General features: G+C 35.2%; 13 protein-coding genes. 7 read left to right on the top strand and 6 right to left on the bottom strand.

Annotation, left to right across the window (positions count from 1 at the left end; translation table 11 throughout):
* Window positions 1-60: 60 nt before the first annotated feature.
* The 5 genes from FB551_RS10555 to mnmE form a co-directional block, all read right to left on the bottom strand.
* Window positions 61-1,734: a restriction system-associated AAA family ATPase gene (locus FB551_RS10555; protein WP_142017327.1), complete on the bottom strand. Its 1,674-nt coding sequence runs from the start codon at window positions 1,732-1,734 to the stop codon at window positions 61-63.
* Window positions 1,731-3,110, bottom strand: coding sequence for a restriction endonuclease subunit S (locus FB551_RS10550; RefSeq protein ID WP_142017325.1), 1,380 nt, complete (start codon window positions 3,108-3,110; stop codon window positions 1,731-1,733). The genes FB551_RS10555 and FB551_RS10550 overlap by 4 nt, the downstream gene beginning before the upstream one ends.
* Window positions 3,107-4,753: a class I SAM-dependent DNA methyltransferase gene (locus FB551_RS10545; protein ID WP_142017320.1), complete on the bottom strand. Its 1,647-nt coding sequence runs from the start codon at window positions 4,751-4,753 to the stop codon at window positions 3,107-3,109. Before FB551_RS10545 ends, FB551_RS10550 begins: the two co-directional genes overlap by 4 nt.
* A gap of 191 nt (window positions 4,754-4,944) precedes the next feature.
* Window positions 4,945-5,205 (bottom strand): hypothetical protein, encoded by a 261-nt coding sequence (locus tag FB551_RS10540; RefSeq protein WP_142017318.1) that lies wholly within the window; start codon window positions 5,203-5,205, stop codon window positions 4,945-4,947.
* Between the two features lie 241 nt (window positions 5,206-5,446).
* Window positions 5,447-6,832, bottom strand: coding sequence for a tRNA uridine-5-carboxymethylaminomethyl(34) synthesis GTPase MnmE (gene mnmE, locus FB551_RS10535; RefSeq protein WP_142017316.1), 1,386 nt, complete (start codon window positions 6,830-6,832; stop codon window positions 5,447-5,449).
* Between the two features lie 449 nt (window positions 6,833-7,281).
* Between mnmE and FB551_RS10530 the strand changes: the two genes are divergently transcribed.
* Together FB551_RS10530 and FB551_RS10525 are read left to right on the top strand one after the other, a co-directional pair.
* Window positions 7,282-8,334 carry a hypothetical protein gene (locus FB551_RS10530; RefSeq protein ID WP_047433796.1) on the top strand — a complete coding sequence of 351 codons (1,053 nt, stop codon included), beginning with the start codon at window positions 7,282-7,284 and terminating at the stop codon, window positions 8,332-8,334.
* Window positions 8,335-8,351: 17 nt separating this feature from the next.
* Window positions 8,352-8,867 (top strand): iron-containing alcohol dehydrogenase, encoded by a 516-nt coding sequence (locus tag FB551_RS10525; RefSeq protein ID WP_142017312.1) that lies wholly within the window; start codon window positions 8,352-8,354, stop codon window positions 8,865-8,867.
* A 73-nt stretch (window positions 8,868-8,940) separates the two neighbouring features.
* On the opposite strand, the gene FB551_RS10520 is transcribed toward FB551_RS10525, so the two are convergent.
* Entirely contained in the window at window positions 8,941-9,411 is a 471-nt protein-coding gene (locus FB551_RS10520; protein WP_034696927.1) for an Lrp/AsnC family transcriptional regulator, read from the bottom strand.
* A gap of 142 nt (window positions 9,412-9,553) precedes the next feature.
* Between FB551_RS10520 and FB551_RS10515 the strand changes: the two genes are divergently transcribed.
* The 5 genes from FB551_RS10515 (at window position 9,554) to FB551_RS10495 (ending at window position 17,318) form a co-directional block, all read left to right on the top strand.
* On the top strand, window positions 9,554-10,942 hold the full coding sequence (locus tag FB551_RS10515; RefSeq protein WP_142017310.1) for an MFS transporter: 1,389 nt from the start codon (window positions 9,554-9,556) through the stop codon (window positions 10,940-10,942).
* 114 nt (window positions 10,943-11,056) lie between these two features.
* Window positions 11,057-11,803 carry a metallophosphoesterase gene (locus FB551_RS10510; RefSeq protein WP_142017308.1) on the top strand — a complete coding sequence of 249 codons (747 nt, stop codon included), beginning with the start codon at window positions 11,057-11,059 and terminating at the stop codon, window positions 11,801-11,803.
* An 86-nt stretch (window positions 11,804-11,889) separates the two neighbouring features.
* A complete protein-coding gene (locus FB551_RS10505) occupies window positions 11,890-12,804 on the top strand; it encodes a helix-turn-helix domain-containing protein (RefSeq protein ID WP_142017306.1) in 915 nt (304 codons plus the stop codon).
* Window positions 12,805-13,022: 218 nt separating this feature from the next.
* A complete protein-coding gene (locus FB551_RS10500) occupies window positions 13,023-14,168 on the top strand; it encodes an efflux RND transporter periplasmic adaptor subunit (RefSeq protein WP_142017304.1) in 1,146 nt (381 codons plus the stop codon).
* Window positions 14,169-14,177: 9 nt separating this feature from the next.
* Entirely contained in the window at window positions 14,178-17,318 is a 3,141-nt protein-coding gene (locus tag FB551_RS10495; protein WP_142017302.1) for an efflux RND transporter permease subunit, read from the top strand.
* Window positions 17,319-17,326: the final 8 nt, after the last annotated feature.

Raw genomic sequence — 17,326 nt, 5'->3', positions numbered from 1 at the left:
TGTAGTTTACAAAAGATTGCCCTTTAGTAATTTTATGCTTTATATTTGTGTAAGGGTAAATCACTTAATATTTTCTATTTGTGAGATTTCTTTAATCAAGATTAATTTTTCTATTGAATCACCCAATTCATTATTAATTTCTTCAATCAGTTTGTTTGTTTCTTCTCCATTTAGACTTCTTTTTCTAAACTCTGCTATTTTGCTTAAAGAATAATTACCAATAGTATTTTTTCTTTTGAAAATTTTGTTAGTTAATAAATTTACCGACGTACCAAAAGTTTCCACGTTTAAATCAATAGCATTTTGAGGTTGTTTTCCTTTATCAAAAATGATCACTTTATCAGGATAACAATCTGATATTATAAATGGAGAATGAGAAGTAATAATAATATCTCTCATTAAATGATTTACTCCGCTCATTCCTAAACTTTCTTTCAATAAACTAATAAATTCAGAACGCCATTCCGGATTAAAATGTGTTTCAGGCTCATCAAGAAGAAACAAAGTGTTTTTATCCTGAAGCATCAGACAAATACCCATTGTGTGTAAAAATTGATGTTCCCCATCTGAGAATGCTTTTAACAACATTTTATCACTAGAATCATTCTTTTTTATTTTAAATAAATTAAAATGAAAAATATGTTCTTGCTCTTTATACGTAGGAATTTTATACATTGCGTATAAACTGTCTGATTTATAGATTTCCTTCTTTAAATCTTTATCAATAACTCGTAAGTTCAATAATGAGAGAACTTGAAATGCTTTAAATAATCTGAGAGGTGTTACGAAATGCTTCCGAAATGCCTCTTTAGTTGCATTATCTACATAAAAATCTAAATATTCTAAATACTCATCTCCATTATCTTTTTTTTCAAAATAATTAATTGTACTACATTTTCTCAATTTATCAACAGTATCTTTAACTAATGGGAGTAGGTATCCCATATCTAAATCATCATCCTTATGATATAACTTATGGTTATTAATGACTAGTCTAAAGCTATCTAACCTATCAATATCTAATTGATTCTTTATTGGTTCTAAGGTTGTGTTGTCTTGTAATAAAAAATTGGAAAGCAATATTGCCTGACTCATATGATAATCCATATATACTAAGCTACTTTCAGGTTTTTTATCTAAATCATATTTGAGCTCAATTTTTCCAATATTTTTTAAATGATAGTAATATTCATCAAGTTGTAGTAAGCGAGATTTTATAAAAGGTAAACTCAAAATTTCATTTTCACCTGATGAATATCCTATAACTAGTTCTGGTAAAAATGTTCTTATAGATTCGCTTAATACCTGAAAACTAACCCCTTCCTCTTTTTGATCTTGTGCCTTTATCTTTATTTTGGGAGCTTCATTTTTTTCTTTCCTAATTATAACATTTACAAAATCGTTTTCAGATCTCTTATCAGAATCTTTAGGAATAATATAATATTCTAATTCATAAGATGTAGGAATTCCTTTTGATTTTTGGAACTCGCTACTTTTCAAATATTCAGAGTACTCAGAATTAAGCGTGCAACATTCTAAATGATAAAAAATGTTAGCTAATGCTTCCAAAACGTTCGATTTCCCACTACCATTTAAACCTGCAAAACAATATGGGTGAAACTCTTTCCAAGACTCGTTAGGCTCATCTTCTCTAAAATTCACTACAAAGTCTTCTCCATCAATTTTGTTCAGACTTCTAAATTTATCTAATAGGGTAAGTTTTACAAGCTTCATTTTATATGTAATTCGACTATATCATTATTAAAAATCTGTGTAATACCGTTCAGTTCATTTTCTGATTTTTCAAGAAGTTCAAATAGATAATCTTTTTTTATATTATAGTCAGTTTGATTAACAAATTTATTGTTTTTAAACAAATTTATTAATTCCAATAGTTCATTTTCATTATTTAAAGCCTCTAGAGAAGCTTCTACATTATCTGTTTTACCAACAAATAATAATTCAAGATATGATTTAAATAGATTGTCTAGTACATTTCTGGAATCATTTATTTTTTGTTTTTGTTTTTCTATTAAAGCATGTAAAAGATTGTAGTGTTCAATTTTATTTTTATCATTAGGAAAATATATTTCGATTTCCTTAATTAAAGTTGCATTTAGGTTTTTTTGTCTTGCTCCTTTTCTTTTATTTAAATGAAATTCTTTAGAATAATTTAAAGAATAATAAACATATAAGGTATATACATCTTCATTTAATTTTGAATATAGAATAGCTTGATTACAACAGCATTCTACTAAATTCATACTCATTTTAAAAGCAGCAGTATCATACATTCCAATCATTATACTATGTTGAGGAATAATTTTAGCATTTGAATTTTTAATAGCTTCTAACGAAATAGATTTGTTGCTTTTATCAATAAATACTTTCCCTAGCTCTCCAGATGTAAACCAAGGTATATTTCCATTATAATACTCTAAATTACTTGTCGTTGGCGTACCTCCAGTTTTCCATTCACCAATTTCAGATAATTTCTTTTTTATTTTCCACTGTTTTGTATTTGCTATCGGATCACCAAACAGCTCAAAGAAAATTGAACGTAAAAATTCATTTAATAAATTAATACTTTTTTTTCTTTTCTCTTCAGCCTTTTGTATAACTTTTAATATTGAAATAATTTTATCTTGTATTTCAATTGGCGGTATAGGAATTCTTAATAATCCAAGTCTTTCTTTAGTAACAGAATCTATTCCTGTTGTTTTGTTAGCTATTAATCCTAAATCTATATTTAATAAATAATAATATAAATAATAATTGTTAATTACATTCTCATCAATTATTTCTAAAGCAAATATATGGCTAACAATATAAGCATCAATACCTAGAATCGCCCTATGATTTTGTGATACTGAACCACTTCGTGGCAATATTACAGATCCTTTTTTAATTAATTTATATCCATTTTTTTCAGCATATTCTATTTTAATTTTCTTTTCTGTTTCTAATAAATTGGTGGTTAAATGGTATTTACCCAAATCTTTCATTTTTACAAATGAGATGCTTTCGCTTTCTGAAAAAGCACTGTCAAATTGTGGATTTGGCTTACCTCCAATTATATTACATAATTTATATAAGTACTCTTCTTTCATTCAATTATTTTTGATAATTCACTATAATTTTCAAAAATTTCTTCTTCGAGTTTTATTAATTGAGAAAGTAATTTAGCAGGGGGTTCATATCCTTGTGCTTTATAGCTAATCTCAAAATACTTATTATAGTTAAGCTCCAACCCATTTTCTTCAATATCTTTAATTGGAACATGAAAATGTTTTTGTCTTCTATCTTTTTGTATTTTGTCCTTTTGATTTTCAAATCCTTTTAAAACCTCAGGTAATGGAAAATCTTCCACAATTTTTTTTCTATTGGTATCTAATGTATAACCATCAGAATCCATACCATAAAACCACACTTTTTTAGTATGATATTTTTTACTATCAAATTGTTTTTTAGTAAATAATAAAATTGAAGTTTTAACAGCCGTATAAGGATTAAATACACCACTTGGTAAAGAAATAACAGCTTCTAAATCACAATCTTTTAAAAGTATTTCTCTCGCTTTTCTATAAACTTTTCCCGAGTTGAACAAAACACCCTCTGGAACTATTACAGCTGCCTTTCCTTCATTCTTTAGCATAAATATTATTCTTTCTAAGAAGAGAAGTTCAGTTTGTAATGATATTGCTTTTTTAGAATCTTCCTTTATTTCATAGATACGATTGAGATTTTTGCTAATGCTTTTGCTATTTACTTTTGCTGCAAAAGGAGGATTAGCAAGTATGTATGAAAATTCGCCTTTGCCAAAAATATCTGATTTTGATATATTCAGATTATTCGTTTCAACGTGGTTTACACTACCCTTAAGCTTTCCATCAATCAAATTATCAATATTAATTTCATTATCGTAGATTTCAATAAATTTCTCATACTCTTCAGATAATGTATTTAAATGCTTTATTTGTGGCTTTGTAATTCCATGCATCATCATGTTCATCATACCAATTCTAACCATAGTAGAATCTATATCAAATCCAAAAAAAGTTTTTTGCAATAATTGACTTTTCTTTTTGGAAGTGAGATTAGCCCCGTCCAGTCCTTTTTCCAATTTGTTATCTTCATCTAATTCCACTAATTTAGAATTCTCTTTTAGAATATATTGAAATGCTCCAACAAGAAATCCAGACGTCCCGCTTGTAACATCACAAATCCTTGCATTTTTATCGTCAATATTTGGCTGTAATAATTCAGCCATCATTTGTATGATGTGTCGTGGAGTTCTAAATTGCCCATTTTTACCTGCTTCATTAGTTGATTTTAATAAATATTCATAAACATCACCTAAAGTATCTTGAAAATGTTGATTCTTATTTTCCTCTATTTCAATTTGGTCGAAAATTTCATCAATAATTATGGTTGCATCTTCGATGAGAGAAGGCGTCTCTATACCAAATTTAGCTTTTTTCATTTCAATAGCAAAAGGCTCATCTTCTTTTGCTAGGTCATTTTGAACAAAAGTAAAAACTTCAACTATCCTATTTTTTAATTCTATTCCCTTAAAATCATGGTAAGTACTCCATTTGTATTTTTCCTCAACTTCGGGATGAAACTTTTCTAAGCGCTTCATAAAAAGTAAATATGAGATTTGTTCAATCGCAGTTATAGGATTAGTTAAACCTCCTCCCCACAATCTATCCCATAGTAGTTGAATCTTACTTTTTATCTCTGAATTTAACATATATTAATTATTGATAATTGCAAATTTAAAATTATAAACTGTTTTATTACTAGTTTTATAAATTTATCTGGTGAAAAAGTGATAATATTACTACCTGTCAACAAATTATAAATACTGGATAATATTATAGTTTAATTATGTCTCATTCAATCTTTGATATAGTAGCTTCTTCATATGCAATTTCAATGAAACTAATTAATTAATAAATTTTCTTCAATGAATTCTAATACTTCATAAGTAATTCTTCTAACTTCTATATATTCTTCGCTACCTTTATTCGCAAAAGGAAGCTCTTCACATCTTTTATAGAAATCTTTTAACTCCTTCTTTTGTTCCGAATCTTTAACCAAAGGAATTATATATCTTAATACAGATGATAGCTTATGATGCAAGTTATTACTCATTAAATCGTCAGCAGATTTTAAATCATCATAATAGTGTTTGATAGTCATATTTTGAATTTTACTAAAATTAACTAAAAAAGTCCTCTTTTCAAAAGAATACTTTTCCACAATTGTCATAAAATCAATAGATTCTATAGTTCCCCGCTCCGCAAAGTCTCCTGACTTTGAGTCAGTAATAAAGCTTCAAAGTTCGGATATTCCAAACAAGAGACTTCAATAAACAAAAAAAACAGCCTTAAAAAAGGCTGTTTTATATTTTGAATTCAAAATTCTTAAAATATGATTGGATCTACTTCCCAATACAAAACTTAGAAAAGATATTCCCAAGCACCTCATCATTGGTTACCTCTCCGGAGATTTCTCCAAGATGTTCCAGGGCATTTCTAAGCTCATAAGCCAGTAATTCCGTAGAGATCTGAATAGAAATAGCCTCTTTCACTTTATCAACGGCATCCATGGATTTTCTTAAGGCTTCAAAGTGTCGTTGATTGGTGATGACAACATTGTTTTCTTCAGTTTTCAAATGCTCTACATATGAGGAAAGCTCATTTTTCAGATCCTGGATATTTTGATTTTCAACTGCTGAGATTTTGATAAAATCAAAATCATGAGAAATAGCGTTTCTGAAAATATCTTCTACCGTTTCGTATTTTGTTGGAATAACTTCATCAATTTTTGTTGCACAGATAATCAGCTTCAGATCTTCTCTTAATAAGGATTGAATCATGTCAATATCCTCAGAAAAATCCTGGGTAGCAGCATCTGCCAGATACACCAGAATATTGGCGTTTTCTACTTTTTCTTTGGCTTTTTTTACCCCGATTGCTTCAATTTCATCCACCGTTTCCCGAAGTCCGGCAGTATCAATTAACCGGAAGGCATGACCTTTAATATGAAGAACTTCTTCAATGGTATCTCTTGTTGTTCCTGCAATATTACTCACAATCGCTCTTTCTTCCTTCAAAAGGGAGTTCAATAACGTAGATTTTCCGGCATTAGGTTTTCCAATGATGGCAACCGCGGTCCCGTTTTTAATGGCATTTCCGTATTGGAAACTTTCAATCAACGAATTTAATTTGACTTCAATTTTATCCAATAATCCACTCAGAGCACTTCTGTCAGCAAATTCCACATCTTCTTCCGCAAAATCAAGCTCCAGTTCAATTAAGGAAACGAAATTTAAAAGATCCGTTCTTAATACAGAGATTTCATTGGTGATTCCTCCTTTCAGCTGGTTGATCGCAACTTTTCTCGAAGCTTCATTTTCAGAGGCGATCACATCAGCAATCGCTTCCGCCTGAGAAAGATCAATTCTACCGTTGATAAAAGCACGAAGAGTAAATTCTCCTGCTTTAGCCATTCTCGCTCCGTTTTTGATCAGGGTTTCAAGAATACGTTTTCCGATATGCGGAGAACCGTGAAAAGCAATCTCCACAGAATTCTCAGTAGTGAAACTTTTTGGTGCCAGAAAAATAGAAAGCATCACCTCATCAATAGCTTCCTCCTCATCCATAAAATAACCGTAATGAATGGTATGGGATTTCTGTTTTTCCAGATTTTTAGCCGGAAAACTTTTCTGAACTACAGATAAAGCTTCATTTCCTGAAACACGGATGATGCCTAAAGCACCTATTCCATTGGCAGTAGCCAGTGCACATATCGTATCGTTATTCATGCTGCAAATTTACGGTTTTTAATGTGAATTTTCATGGACGTCTGTTATTCAGATTATCTATTGTTGTATTCAGTTAAAAACAGCGAAGATTTAAATACAGGCTATGTTTTGAGAGGCTTGTTGTATAAAAGATGTACCTGCTATATCAATAAGTGCAGAATTATTTCTATTAAACATAGAGCGAAAACACCATTTGAAATATAAAATTTTAAAAAATAATTCTGTTGAATATAAACAGAATGGGAAAGGTGTAGTTTGCTGTGGTGTAACATTGATCAGTGTTTTTTAATAAACTCGACAGTGATGGATGATGGTTAAATGTCATGTATGGAGTAAAAAATTAAACAATTGTTTGGTATGTTAATTGTTGTTAGTGGGGTCGTTGATGTTGAAAATTTAAATATTTATTATTAAAACGGTAATAATTTGTTAAAGTATTATAAATGTATATGAATAACCTATTTTTTTTAAAGATTAATAAAAAATTATCTTTTTTATTAATGCTTGTCTTCAGTACAATGACCTATGCGCAATGTATTCCTTATACCGGACAGGCGATCACAAGCGGAAATACCTATTGTCTCAACGGAAATCTTAGTGTAAGTACCAATATCAGCATCCCGAACGGAGCAGCCCTTATCATACAATCCGGACAATTGCAGTCTAACAGTATCCAGGTGGATGGCGTGCTGGAAATTAGTGATGGGGCAAGTGTTAAGTCAACAGGAACAGTGAAAGTAGGAACTTTCGGATCTCAGAAAAATTCAAAAATTAAATTAGGAACAAAATCCTTCCTATCTCTTGTAGGATCGGTAGTTCAGGAAGACCCGAGTTTTGGTGGTTTTTATCCCGGAACAACCTCAGTTATTGAAATGGGAACAGGCAGTGTGGTAGAGATTTGCGGAACATTTACCCAGCAGTCTACAACCTATCCTTCTGTTGAATATGTAGGTGTTCCTACCGGAAGAGCCTATTGTATTGCTAAAGCAGACGTAAGCGGTGGAGGGGGAGCTTCCATCATCAGTGATGACAGCCAGATTGTAACCATTGCCATGGGATCTGTTATAGGATTGGGAATGGGGAATTCAAGCTTCTGCGGACCCAATGCAACAAAAGCAATGTGTCCCTCTCTTTGGCCAGAAGGATTGTCTGAAGATAAAACAAGTTGTGGAAATGCACCCCTGATTATTGATGAGATCGATGGATTTTGTACAAAACCCGGAATTTCAGGGACCCCTGACGGATATACCAAATTTGGGATCACCATACAGCAGAAAAGCGATGCATGGCCTGAAAATATCCCTAATGGATTTTTGGCTATGGAATCAAAAAATAAAGGTTTTGTTATTACCAGAGTTCAGCATGTAAGCCAGACTCCACAGCCCGGAGATGCCATCGCAGAACCGAAAGAAGGAATGCTTCTCTATGATATTCAGGATAAATGCGTGAAGCTTTATAACGGTACTGAATGGAAATGTGTACAAAGAAGCTGTAACGATTAATGTAACCGATAAAGGATATGAGAAATATAAAAAATATAAGTATAGCATTTGCCTTAGTTGTTTGTAATACATTTTTCGCTCAGGTTGCGATTGGTAAACAGACGATAGACGGAAAGAGTACCGTATTGGATTTTGATAATGTATCAGGAAATACAAAAGGCTTAATTCTTCCTGCTACCTCCGGATTTCCTACAGGTTCTTTAGTGAACGGAACATTCATCTTTGATGTCACCGATAACAAAGTGAAGGTCTACGAAAATGATGTCTGGAAATCATTATCAGATGCCGGAAGTTCAAGTGCAGTTGTTATCAATAATTCTGCAGAAACAGGAAAAGGAGTCATTATGGGTGAAGCTACAAGTTCTGCTGATGGCGTATTGGTTCTGGAATCTCAGAATAAAGCAATGGTTCTTCCTCAGATAGCCACACCACATCTTAACGTAAAAAATCCTTATCCGGGGATGATGTGCTATGATAGAACCAGCAAAACACTGGCGGTATTTGACGGCACAGTCTGGAATTACTGGAAATAAAAAATAAGCTGATCCGGAATATTCCGTTCAAAATAAAAAAGCAGCCGTGTATGGTACATGGCTGCTTTTTAGCTTAAACGATTTGCGCACTTTCCTTGATGCTGTTCATCACAAAAATACTCTTGGTCTGTCCAATTCCTTCAATTTCTGACAGTTTATTGACAAAAAACTCATGAAATTCATCCATATTGGGAGCCAGGATCTTCAGCATAAAATCAAAATCCCCACTGATATTGTAAAACTCTACGACTTCCTTCAGTTTACCCACTTCCTCAATAAATTTTCCTGCTGTTTTTTTGTTGTGAACATTCAAAGCAATCATACAGATCACCATCATTCCTTTATTGACCTTTTTGCGGTCTACTACAGCCGTATATTCTTTAATGATTCCCTGTTTTTCCATACGTTTGATACGCTCATGCGTAGGCGTAGGACTCAAATTGATCCTTGCCGAAATATCACGGACACTCATCTTCGCATCTTTCTGAAGAAGACGGAGGATGGACAAGTCTTTTTCATCTGGAATATAATTTTCAGTTGCCATTTTGTTCTGTTTTTATAGGTTTTTTTTGATGGATCAGGTGTTTTGTTCTTTTGTGTGTTTTAAATATTCAATATTGTTCCAAATTTAAGGTTAAATTTTCAAATACGTTCTGTTAATTTTAATTTTGCAGGAAATTTGAAACATGGATACAAGGAAGAATTTAATATTAATTTTAGCATCGGTAGGAACATTTGTAGAGGCGTTGGATATTGCCATTATTAATTTAACCATTCCTTCTATTCAGCAGCAGTTTCAGATTGGAGCCGAGACCGTACAGTGGCTGCAGACACTCTATGTATTGTTTTTTGGAGGATTTCTGATCATTGGGGGAAAACTTTCAGACCAGATTGGAAGAAAGAAAATGTTTTTGTGGGGAGCGCTGATTTTTATGCTCACTTCATTAGGGGCAGGATTATCCCAAAACTTTGAAGTGCTGGCTGTTTTCCGTGCTTTGCAGGGATTGGGAGCTGCATTGGTAATGCCGTCAGCATTGTCTATCGTGACCAATACCTTCAGAGCAGAACAGGAGAGAAACCGTGCTATAGGAATTTTCAGTTCATTTGCTGCCATTGGTTCAGGAAGTGGTCTTTCAGTAGGAGGAATTATTAGTACTTACCTGAGCTGGCATTGGGTTTTCCTGATCAATGTTCCCATTCTTTTAATCACATTGGTGTTGTCGTATTATTATCTGCCGGCAGATGAGAAAAATGAAACGGCTCAGAAAACAGATCTGGTTTCAGGAATATTGATGGTGCTGGGGCTTTTAAGTCTGACTTACGGAACCCATGAATTAGTTCATATTAAAGAACAGCCTTTCCTGATAACAGGTTCTTTGGTTTTGGCATTAGTACTGCTTGTTATGGTGTACTATCGTTTAAAATCCGTTGCGGAGCCTTTGGTAGATTTAAAATTGTTTAAACATAAATCCCTGGTAGTTTCCAATGCGGTATTCTTTACCCTGGGAGCATTTTTTATCGGATTTTTATTCCTGATTTCACTGATGCTTCAGAAAGATATGGGGTATAGTGCTGCGTCTGCAGGATTAATGCTTGTTCCGTTCAGTATTCTGTCTGCTTTAACGGCTAAATTCATTCTGCCGCACATATCGAAACGTCTGAGTTCTTCTCAAATGGGTGTTTTAGGATGGTTGTTTATGCTGGCTGGAGGATTGTTGCTGTTGATTTCAGTTTACACAGGACATCCGCTAACCGTAGTTTTATTGGGAGCTGCATGCATCTCCGGAGTTGGAATGACGTTTTGCTTTACCGCACTTTCAGTAATGGGAATCCAGGATGTTGAACCTGCATATTACGGATTGGCATCAAGTCTGAGTTCTACAAGTTACTTTTTGGGAGCGGGTATTGGATTGTCATTCATGACGTTAATGAGTCAGATCTTTCCGTCAGAACTTTCTGTAGGAAGCCTGAATCTGATTATTTTGATCAGTTATTCTTTACTGGCTCTCGGAATGTTATTTTATTTTATATTGAAAAGCGTAAAAGTGAAGCAGGCAGAAGTAGCCGTTTCATAAGCGGTCTTAAAAATACACAAACTATATGAGGAAAGAATCGGTGCTTAGGTGCCGGTTCTTTTTGATTTTTTATATTCTGTTTCTCTTCACTACCTTTGCTGTTTACGGGAAATCATGAAAATACAGGTCATCAGCGATCTTCATCGGGAATTTGGAACTACGGAATTATGTTTTGATCACGCAGATGTGGTGTTGCTGGCAGGTGATGTCAATCTGGGAACCAAAGGAATTGAATGGATTAAAGAAGCCATACCCAATAAACCTGTCATCTATGTTTTGGGTAATCATGAATACTATAAAGGTTCTTACCCTAAAACACTCCATAAGATCAGAGAAGCAGCGCTGGACTCCAATGTTCATGTGCTGGAAAATTCATTTGTAGATATAGGCGGTATTCGTTTTCATGGGGCAACCTTGTGGACAGATTTTTCAATCTTTGGAAATCCGGTTCAGTACGGAATGCTTTGCCAGCCAAAGATCAACGACTATAAAATGATCAGAAGAGATCCTTCTTATTCGAAAATGAGAACATTGGATACTTTTAAAATTCATCAGCTTTCAAAGCAATGGTTAAAAGAAAGTCTTGAAAACTCAATAGGACTTAAAAATATAGTGGTTACCCATCATGCACCCAGCATACAATCTGTTCCCGGACATTACAAAAAAGATCCTTTAACAGCGGCCTATGCTTCTGATCTGGAAGATTTTATTAAAGAATATCAGCCGTTGTACTGGATTCACGGGCACATCCATACGCCGTGCAGATATAAGATTGAAGCCACGGAAATCATCTGTAATCCTCACGGCTATATCGATGAAAAGTACAATGGATATGATAAGGAATTGCTGATTGTTGTTTAGCAAACAATAAAAAGTACAATTTGATGATGGGGCTTCTTGGCATTTTTTCCTTTTTCCACTACCTTCGTATTTAATTTTCTTTCCAAATGCCTAAAAAATCCCAGTCAAAACCTGATTTTGTTTCCCAGCTGGCCTTCGATGAAGTGCTTCAGCAAGTGGAGTTTGATCTTAAAATCAAGGAATTTGTGGTGATGGAAATTGATAAGGCAAACTACATTATACAGCCTAATATGCCTTACCGCTCCGATTATTTTAGCATTTTTATGGTCCAGAAAGGAGGTGTTACATTCAGGTTGGATGATAAAAGTTATAGCGTCACGAAAGGCGATATTATTTTTTGTCCCATGCTGGAAACGTTTTGGCTGGATGAAATTACAGAAGATTACAATGCTAAATATATTTTCTTTTCACTGAACTTTATATCCGATGCAGGCTTTAATTACAAATCAAACAATGTTCTGAAGAGTTTGTCTTCAGATCCTACTCATATCATCAGAAATGAGCCGGATGTGTACAGGAAAGTAAATTTCCATCTCGATGAGCTGAAGGTTTTAAATGATAAGGAAAAAGAAAATTATTATTTCAACGAAATGATCTGGCATCACTTTTCGCTGGTGATCTACGAAATTGATAATTATTTCAAGAAAACCGAAAAGCCCCATCCGGTTACCCACAGAGAAGATGAATTGACCACACGTTTCTTCAAACTTGTTCAGGATCATTTCAAAGAAGAACATAATGTTCAATTCTATGCCGATAAACTTTTTATCAGCCGTAAATACCTCACGAAAGTAATCAATAAAACGGTATTTAAATCTCCCAGAGATATTATTCATCAGGTGTTGGCGGTAGAAGCCAGGCTGTTATTGAAAAATCCCAACCTGAATATCAGTGAGGTAGCATCAAAGCTGAGTTTTTCAGATCAGGCATCCTTCAGTAAATTTTTCAAAAAACACGCCGGAAGATCTCCTCTGGAATACAAAAAAGATGATTTGTATTGATAATCAGTGTTTTGTGTTTTTAAGACGTCTTTTTACCAAATTTCAACTATTATTTTGATTTAAAATAGTAAATATTGTCATTTATATTATCTATGAATGATATTTCTCATGTTTTTTCAAATAAGGAGTCTTTTTGACAAAATAAGGAGTTTTTCGAATAATCCTATTGAATTTTTTTCGTTCGATTTTTGTGCGGAAAATTTAAAAGGACTAATGTTATGCAAAGATTTTTTATTCAAAAATCGACTCTACTTTTCCTCTCACTGATCGTATTGGCAGGGTGTAGGAAAAACAATCAAAACCAGGGCTATCAGCAGCAGGCACCGGAATTGCCTGTAGCAAAAGTGATACAGGGAGACGCCTCTGTTTCCAGAGAATATGCAGCATCTGTGGAGGGGATCTCCAATGTGGAAATCAGACCTCAGGTAACAGGATATTTAAGCAAAATTTTTGTTGATGAAGGTGACTTTGTGAAGGCGGGGCAGCCTTTGTTCAAAATTGAAGATCAGGTTTTCCGTGAGCAGCTGAAAAGTGCTCAGGCCTCTTTGATTACTGCTCAGGCGAATCTTTCCACTTCTAAAATTGATCTGGACAGAAAAAAAGAACTGTTCAGAAATAAAATGGTTTCAGAAATTCAGGTAAAAGAGGCTGAAGCAGCTTATAATGCGGCACGAGGAGCGGTAAGTCAGTCTGCTTCAACCATTGAATCTGCGAAAATCAATATGAATTTCTCTACCATCAAAGCTCCGGTAAGCGGGTTTATCGGAAGGTTCAATTATCGTCTGGGAAGTTTGATGACGCCGGGTAATCAGGAGCCGATTACTTTATTATCAGATATTCATCAGGTGTATACCTACTTCAGCCTGAGCGAAAATGATTTTAACAATTTCCAGAAACAGTATACAGGAAGCAGTATTGCTGAAGTGATCAAAAATACACCGGCAGTGTCATTATTGCTTTCAGGTGGTGAAAAATATGCAGAAACAGGAAAAATTGATGCGGTGGAAGGTCAGTTCAACAAAACGACCGGATCAATCACATTAAGAGCAAAATTCAACAATCCGAACAATCTTTTGAGAAGCGGAAACACTGGAAAAATTGTACTTGATCAGTTCTACAGCAATGTTGTTCTACTTCCCATTGCTTCTACAAGAACCATTCAGGATAAAGTTTTTGTATTCACTATTCAGGGTGGGAAAGCAGCTATGCTGCCTGTAGAAGTGAATGGAAAGGCCGGAGATAATTTCATTGTAGCCAAAGGACTTAAGGCTGGAGATGAATATATCACCAGTGGTTTTGACCGATTACAGCCTGGAACTCCTGTCGTGGCACAGAAGAAAAATGCTCAACAGAAAAAATCCTAAGAAGAAATCATGTTAAAGAAAATTATAAAAAGACCCGTACTGGCAACGGTTATTTCCGTATTGCTTGTAATACTGGGGATCGTCGGGATGGTAAGTCTTCCGATTACAAAATTTCCGGACATTGCGCCTCCTACCGTTATGGTAACAGCGGCCTATCCGGGAGCCAATGCTGAGACTATTGCAAGGTCTGTAGCACCGCCATTGGAAAATGCCATCAACGGTGTGGAAAATATGGATTATATTACGTCTACAGCGAGTAATGACGGTACGTTAAGTATTACTGTTATTTTCAAATTGGGAACAGATCCCGATCAGGCTGCGATTAACGTGCAGAACAGGGTAGCTCAGGTTACCAATCAGCTTCCTGCAGAAGTAATTCAGGCGGGAATCACTACGGTGAAAAGACAGAACAGTATGATTGCTATGGTCTCGCTGACCAGTAAAGATGGGTCAATGAGTGATCTTTTCCTTGAAAACTATGCAAAAATCAATATCGTTCCGGAGCTGAAAAGGGTAAAAGGAGTAGGAGATGCCATGGTATACGGAAATAAAGATTATTCCATGCGTATCTGGCTGGATCCCAATAAACTGACTTCATACAATCTTACTCCATCTGATGTTTCGCGTGCTATCCAGACGCAAAACCTTGAAGCAGCACCCGGAAGATTAGGAGAAAGAAGTAAAGAAGTCATGGAATACGTGCTTCGCTACAAAGGAAAATTTACAGAGCCTGAGCAATATGAAAATATAACAATCAAAGCATTGAATGACGGTTCTGTTTTGAAATTAAAAGATATTGCCAAAGTAGAATTCGGAGCGTACAGTTATACCGTTTCTTCGAATTATAATAAAAAAGCATCCGTAACGATGGCGATCTTCCAGATGGCTGGATCCAATGCCAATGAAGTACAGATCGCTCTTCAGGAAAGAATGAAAGAACTGGAAAAATCCTTTCCGGCAGGAATGGATTATGAAATTCCTTATGCTACAAAAGACGCGCTGGATCAATCCATAGAACAAGTAATTCATACTTTGATAGAAGCATTTATCCTGGTGTTTATTGTGGTGTATATTTTCCTTCAGGATTTCCGTTCTACTTTAATTCCGGCGATTGCCGTTCCGGTTTCCATTGTGGGAACATTCTTCTTTATGAAAGTTTTCGGATTCTCTATCAATATCCTGACCTTGTTTGCACTGGTGCTCGCCATTGGTATTGTGGTGGATGATGCGATTGTGGTTGTAGAGGCTGTTCATGCTAAAATGGAACATAAAAAACTCAACCCGAGAGCCGCTACGATGTCTGCAATGAGTGAGATCACAGGAGCAATTGTTTCGATTACGTTGATTATGTCTGCAGTATTCGTTCCGGTGGCTTTTATGAGTGGTTCTACGGGATTGTTCTACCAGCAGTTTGCATTAACACTGGCCATTGCTATTGTGATTTCAGCGGTGAATGCATTGACGTTGAGTCCGGCTTTATGTGCTTTATTCTTAAAACAACATCATCCGGAAACGCATGAAAAAATGAATTTCAAAGACAGGTTCTTTGCAGGATTTAATGCAAGCTTCAATAAACTGACTTTCCGTTATGGAAAAGCCGTGTTATTCCTTTTAAAAAGAAAATGGGTGGCTTTGATTATTATTGTGGCTTTCGGTGGATTGTTTGCGTGGATGTCTATGACAACGCCTAAAGGATTTATCCCGGATGAAGACCAGAGTTTTATCATTGTAACGGCTAACCTTGCTCCCGGAGCATCAAAAGACAGAACTTCCAAAGTCGTTTCCGATACGGAAGATCTTCTGATGAAAAATCCGGCCGTGGATAAAGTGATTTCGGTAGATGGACTGAACTTATTCAGTGGTTCCATGTCATCATCGGCAGCTTCTATTTTCGTTAAATTAAAAAAAGGAGGCGAGAGAGGTGCTGTTAATAATATCAATGACATCATCGGACAAACCCAGGGAATGCTTTCCCAGGATAAAAGAGCCAATTTCCTTGTGATCAACACCCCAACGGTAGATGGTTTCGGTAATACGAGTGGGATGGAGCTTGTGCTTCAGGACCGTACCAACGGAGAACTTCAGAACCTTGGAAATATCTCCTACGGAATGATGGGTGCTTTAATGCAGAGACCGGAAGTCGCAGTGGCATTTACCACGTTTGATGTTACGTATCCTCAGTTTGAGGTGCTTGTGGATGAAGTGAAATCCGCACAGCTGGGAGTCAATGTTTCTGATGTTTTAGGAGTAATGCAGGGATATTACGGAAGTATTCAGGCTTCTGATTTCAACAGATTCGGGAAATATTACAGAGTTCTCGTGCAGTCTACTCCGGAGACAAGACAGGATAAAGAATCCTTAAACGGGATTTTCGTTAAAAATAATCTGGGCCAGATGGTTCCTGTCAACACACTGGTAAGTCTGAAACAGGTAACGGGAGCTGAAGTGGTAGATCGTTTTAACCTGTTTAATTCATCCAATTTAACGGTAATGGCTGCTCCGGGATACAGTACCGGACAGGCTATGGCAGCCATTGAAGAAGTGAGCAAGCAGGTACTTCCTCCGGGATATACTTATGATTATAAAGGAATGAGCCGTGAAGAAGCAGGTTCAAGCTCACAATCTGTTATGATCTTCGGATTATGTATCGTGTTTGTATTTTTCCTTTTATCTGCCCAATATGAAAGTTATATTCTTCCATTAGCTGTATTGATCGCTATTCCGGTAGGTCTTTCAGGAGTATTTGTGGGAATTACTTTTGCAGAACTTTCCAATAATATTTATGTACAGATTGCTCTGGTAATGTTGATTGGTTTGTTAGCAAAAAATGGTATCCTGATCGTGGAATTTGCTATTCAAAGGCGTAGAGCAGGGAAAAGTCTTATCGCATCTGCAGTAGAAGGAGCAAAGGCGCGTTTACGTCCTATTTTAATGACTTCCCTTGCATTTATCACCGGATTGATTCCATTATTATTCGTGGTAGGGCCTTCAGCGATGGGTAACCATTCCATCGGATATGCAGCCATTTCAGGGATGCTTTTCGGAACCATTCTGGGGATTTTTGTAGTTCCTGTTCTTTTTGTGGTATTCCAGGCATTGCATGAAAGAATCAACGGAAGAGTGGTAACCGATGCAGATTGGGAATATTAAATCAAATG

The sequence above is a fragment of the Chryseobacterium aquifrigidense genome (assembly GCF_006716485.1).
In the GTDB taxonomy this organism is placed as follows: Bacteria; Bacteroidota; Bacteroidia; order Flavobacteriales; family Weeksellaceae; genus Chryseobacterium; species Chryseobacterium vietnamense.
The sequence above is the reverse complement of the archived record's forward strand: the minus strand, read 5'-3'. Positions and strand labels throughout refer to the sequence as shown.

Coding starts and splice junctions, on each gene's coding strand:
- FB551_RS10495 (WP_142017302.1), top strand. CDS start 14,178: ATGTTAAAGAAAATTATAAAAAGACCCGTACTGGCAACGGTTATTTCC.
- mnmE (WP_142017316.1), bottom strand. CDS start 6,832: ATGAATAACGATACGATATGTGCACTGGCTACTGCCAATGGAATAGGT.
- FB551_RS10500 (WP_142017304.1), top strand. CDS start 13,023: ATGCAAAGATTTTTTATTCAAAAATCGACTCTACTTTTCCTCTCACTG.
- FB551_RS10515 (WP_142017310.1), top strand. CDS start 9,554: ATGGATACAAGGAAGAATTTAATATTAATTTTAGCATCGGTAGGAACA.
- FB551_RS10545 (WP_142017320.1), bottom strand. CDS start 4,753: ATGTTAAATTCAGAGATAAAAAGTAAGATTCAACTACTATGGGATAGA.
- FB551_RS10530 (WP_047433796.1), top strand. CDS start 7,282: ATGAATAACCTATTTTTTTTAAAGATTAATAAAAAATTATCTTTTTTA.
- FB551_RS10525 (WP_142017312.1), top strand. CDS start 8,352: ATGAGAAATATAAAAAATATAAGTATAGCATTTGCCTTAGTTGTTTGT.
- FB551_RS10510 (WP_142017308.1), top strand. CDS start 11,057: ATGAAAATACAGGTCATCAGCGATCTTCATCGGGAATTTGGAACTACG.
- FB551_RS10505 (WP_142017306.1), top strand. CDS start 11,890: ATGCCTAAAAAATCCCAGTCAAAACCTGATTTTGTTTCCCAGCTGGCC.
- FB551_RS10540 (WP_142017318.1), bottom strand. CDS start 5,205: ATGACTATCAAACACTATTATGATGATTTAAAATCTGCTGACGATTTA.
- FB551_RS10550 (WP_142017325.1), bottom strand. CDS start 3,110: ATGAAAGAAGAGTACTTATATAAATTATGTAATATAATTGGAGGTAAG.
- FB551_RS10555 (WP_142017327.1), bottom strand. CDS start 1,734: ATGAAGCTTGTAAAACTTACCCTATTAGATAAATTTAGAAGTCTGAAC.
- FB551_RS10520 (WP_034696927.1), bottom strand. CDS start 9,411: ATGGCAACTGAAAATTATATTCCAGATGAAAAAGACTTGTCCATCCTC.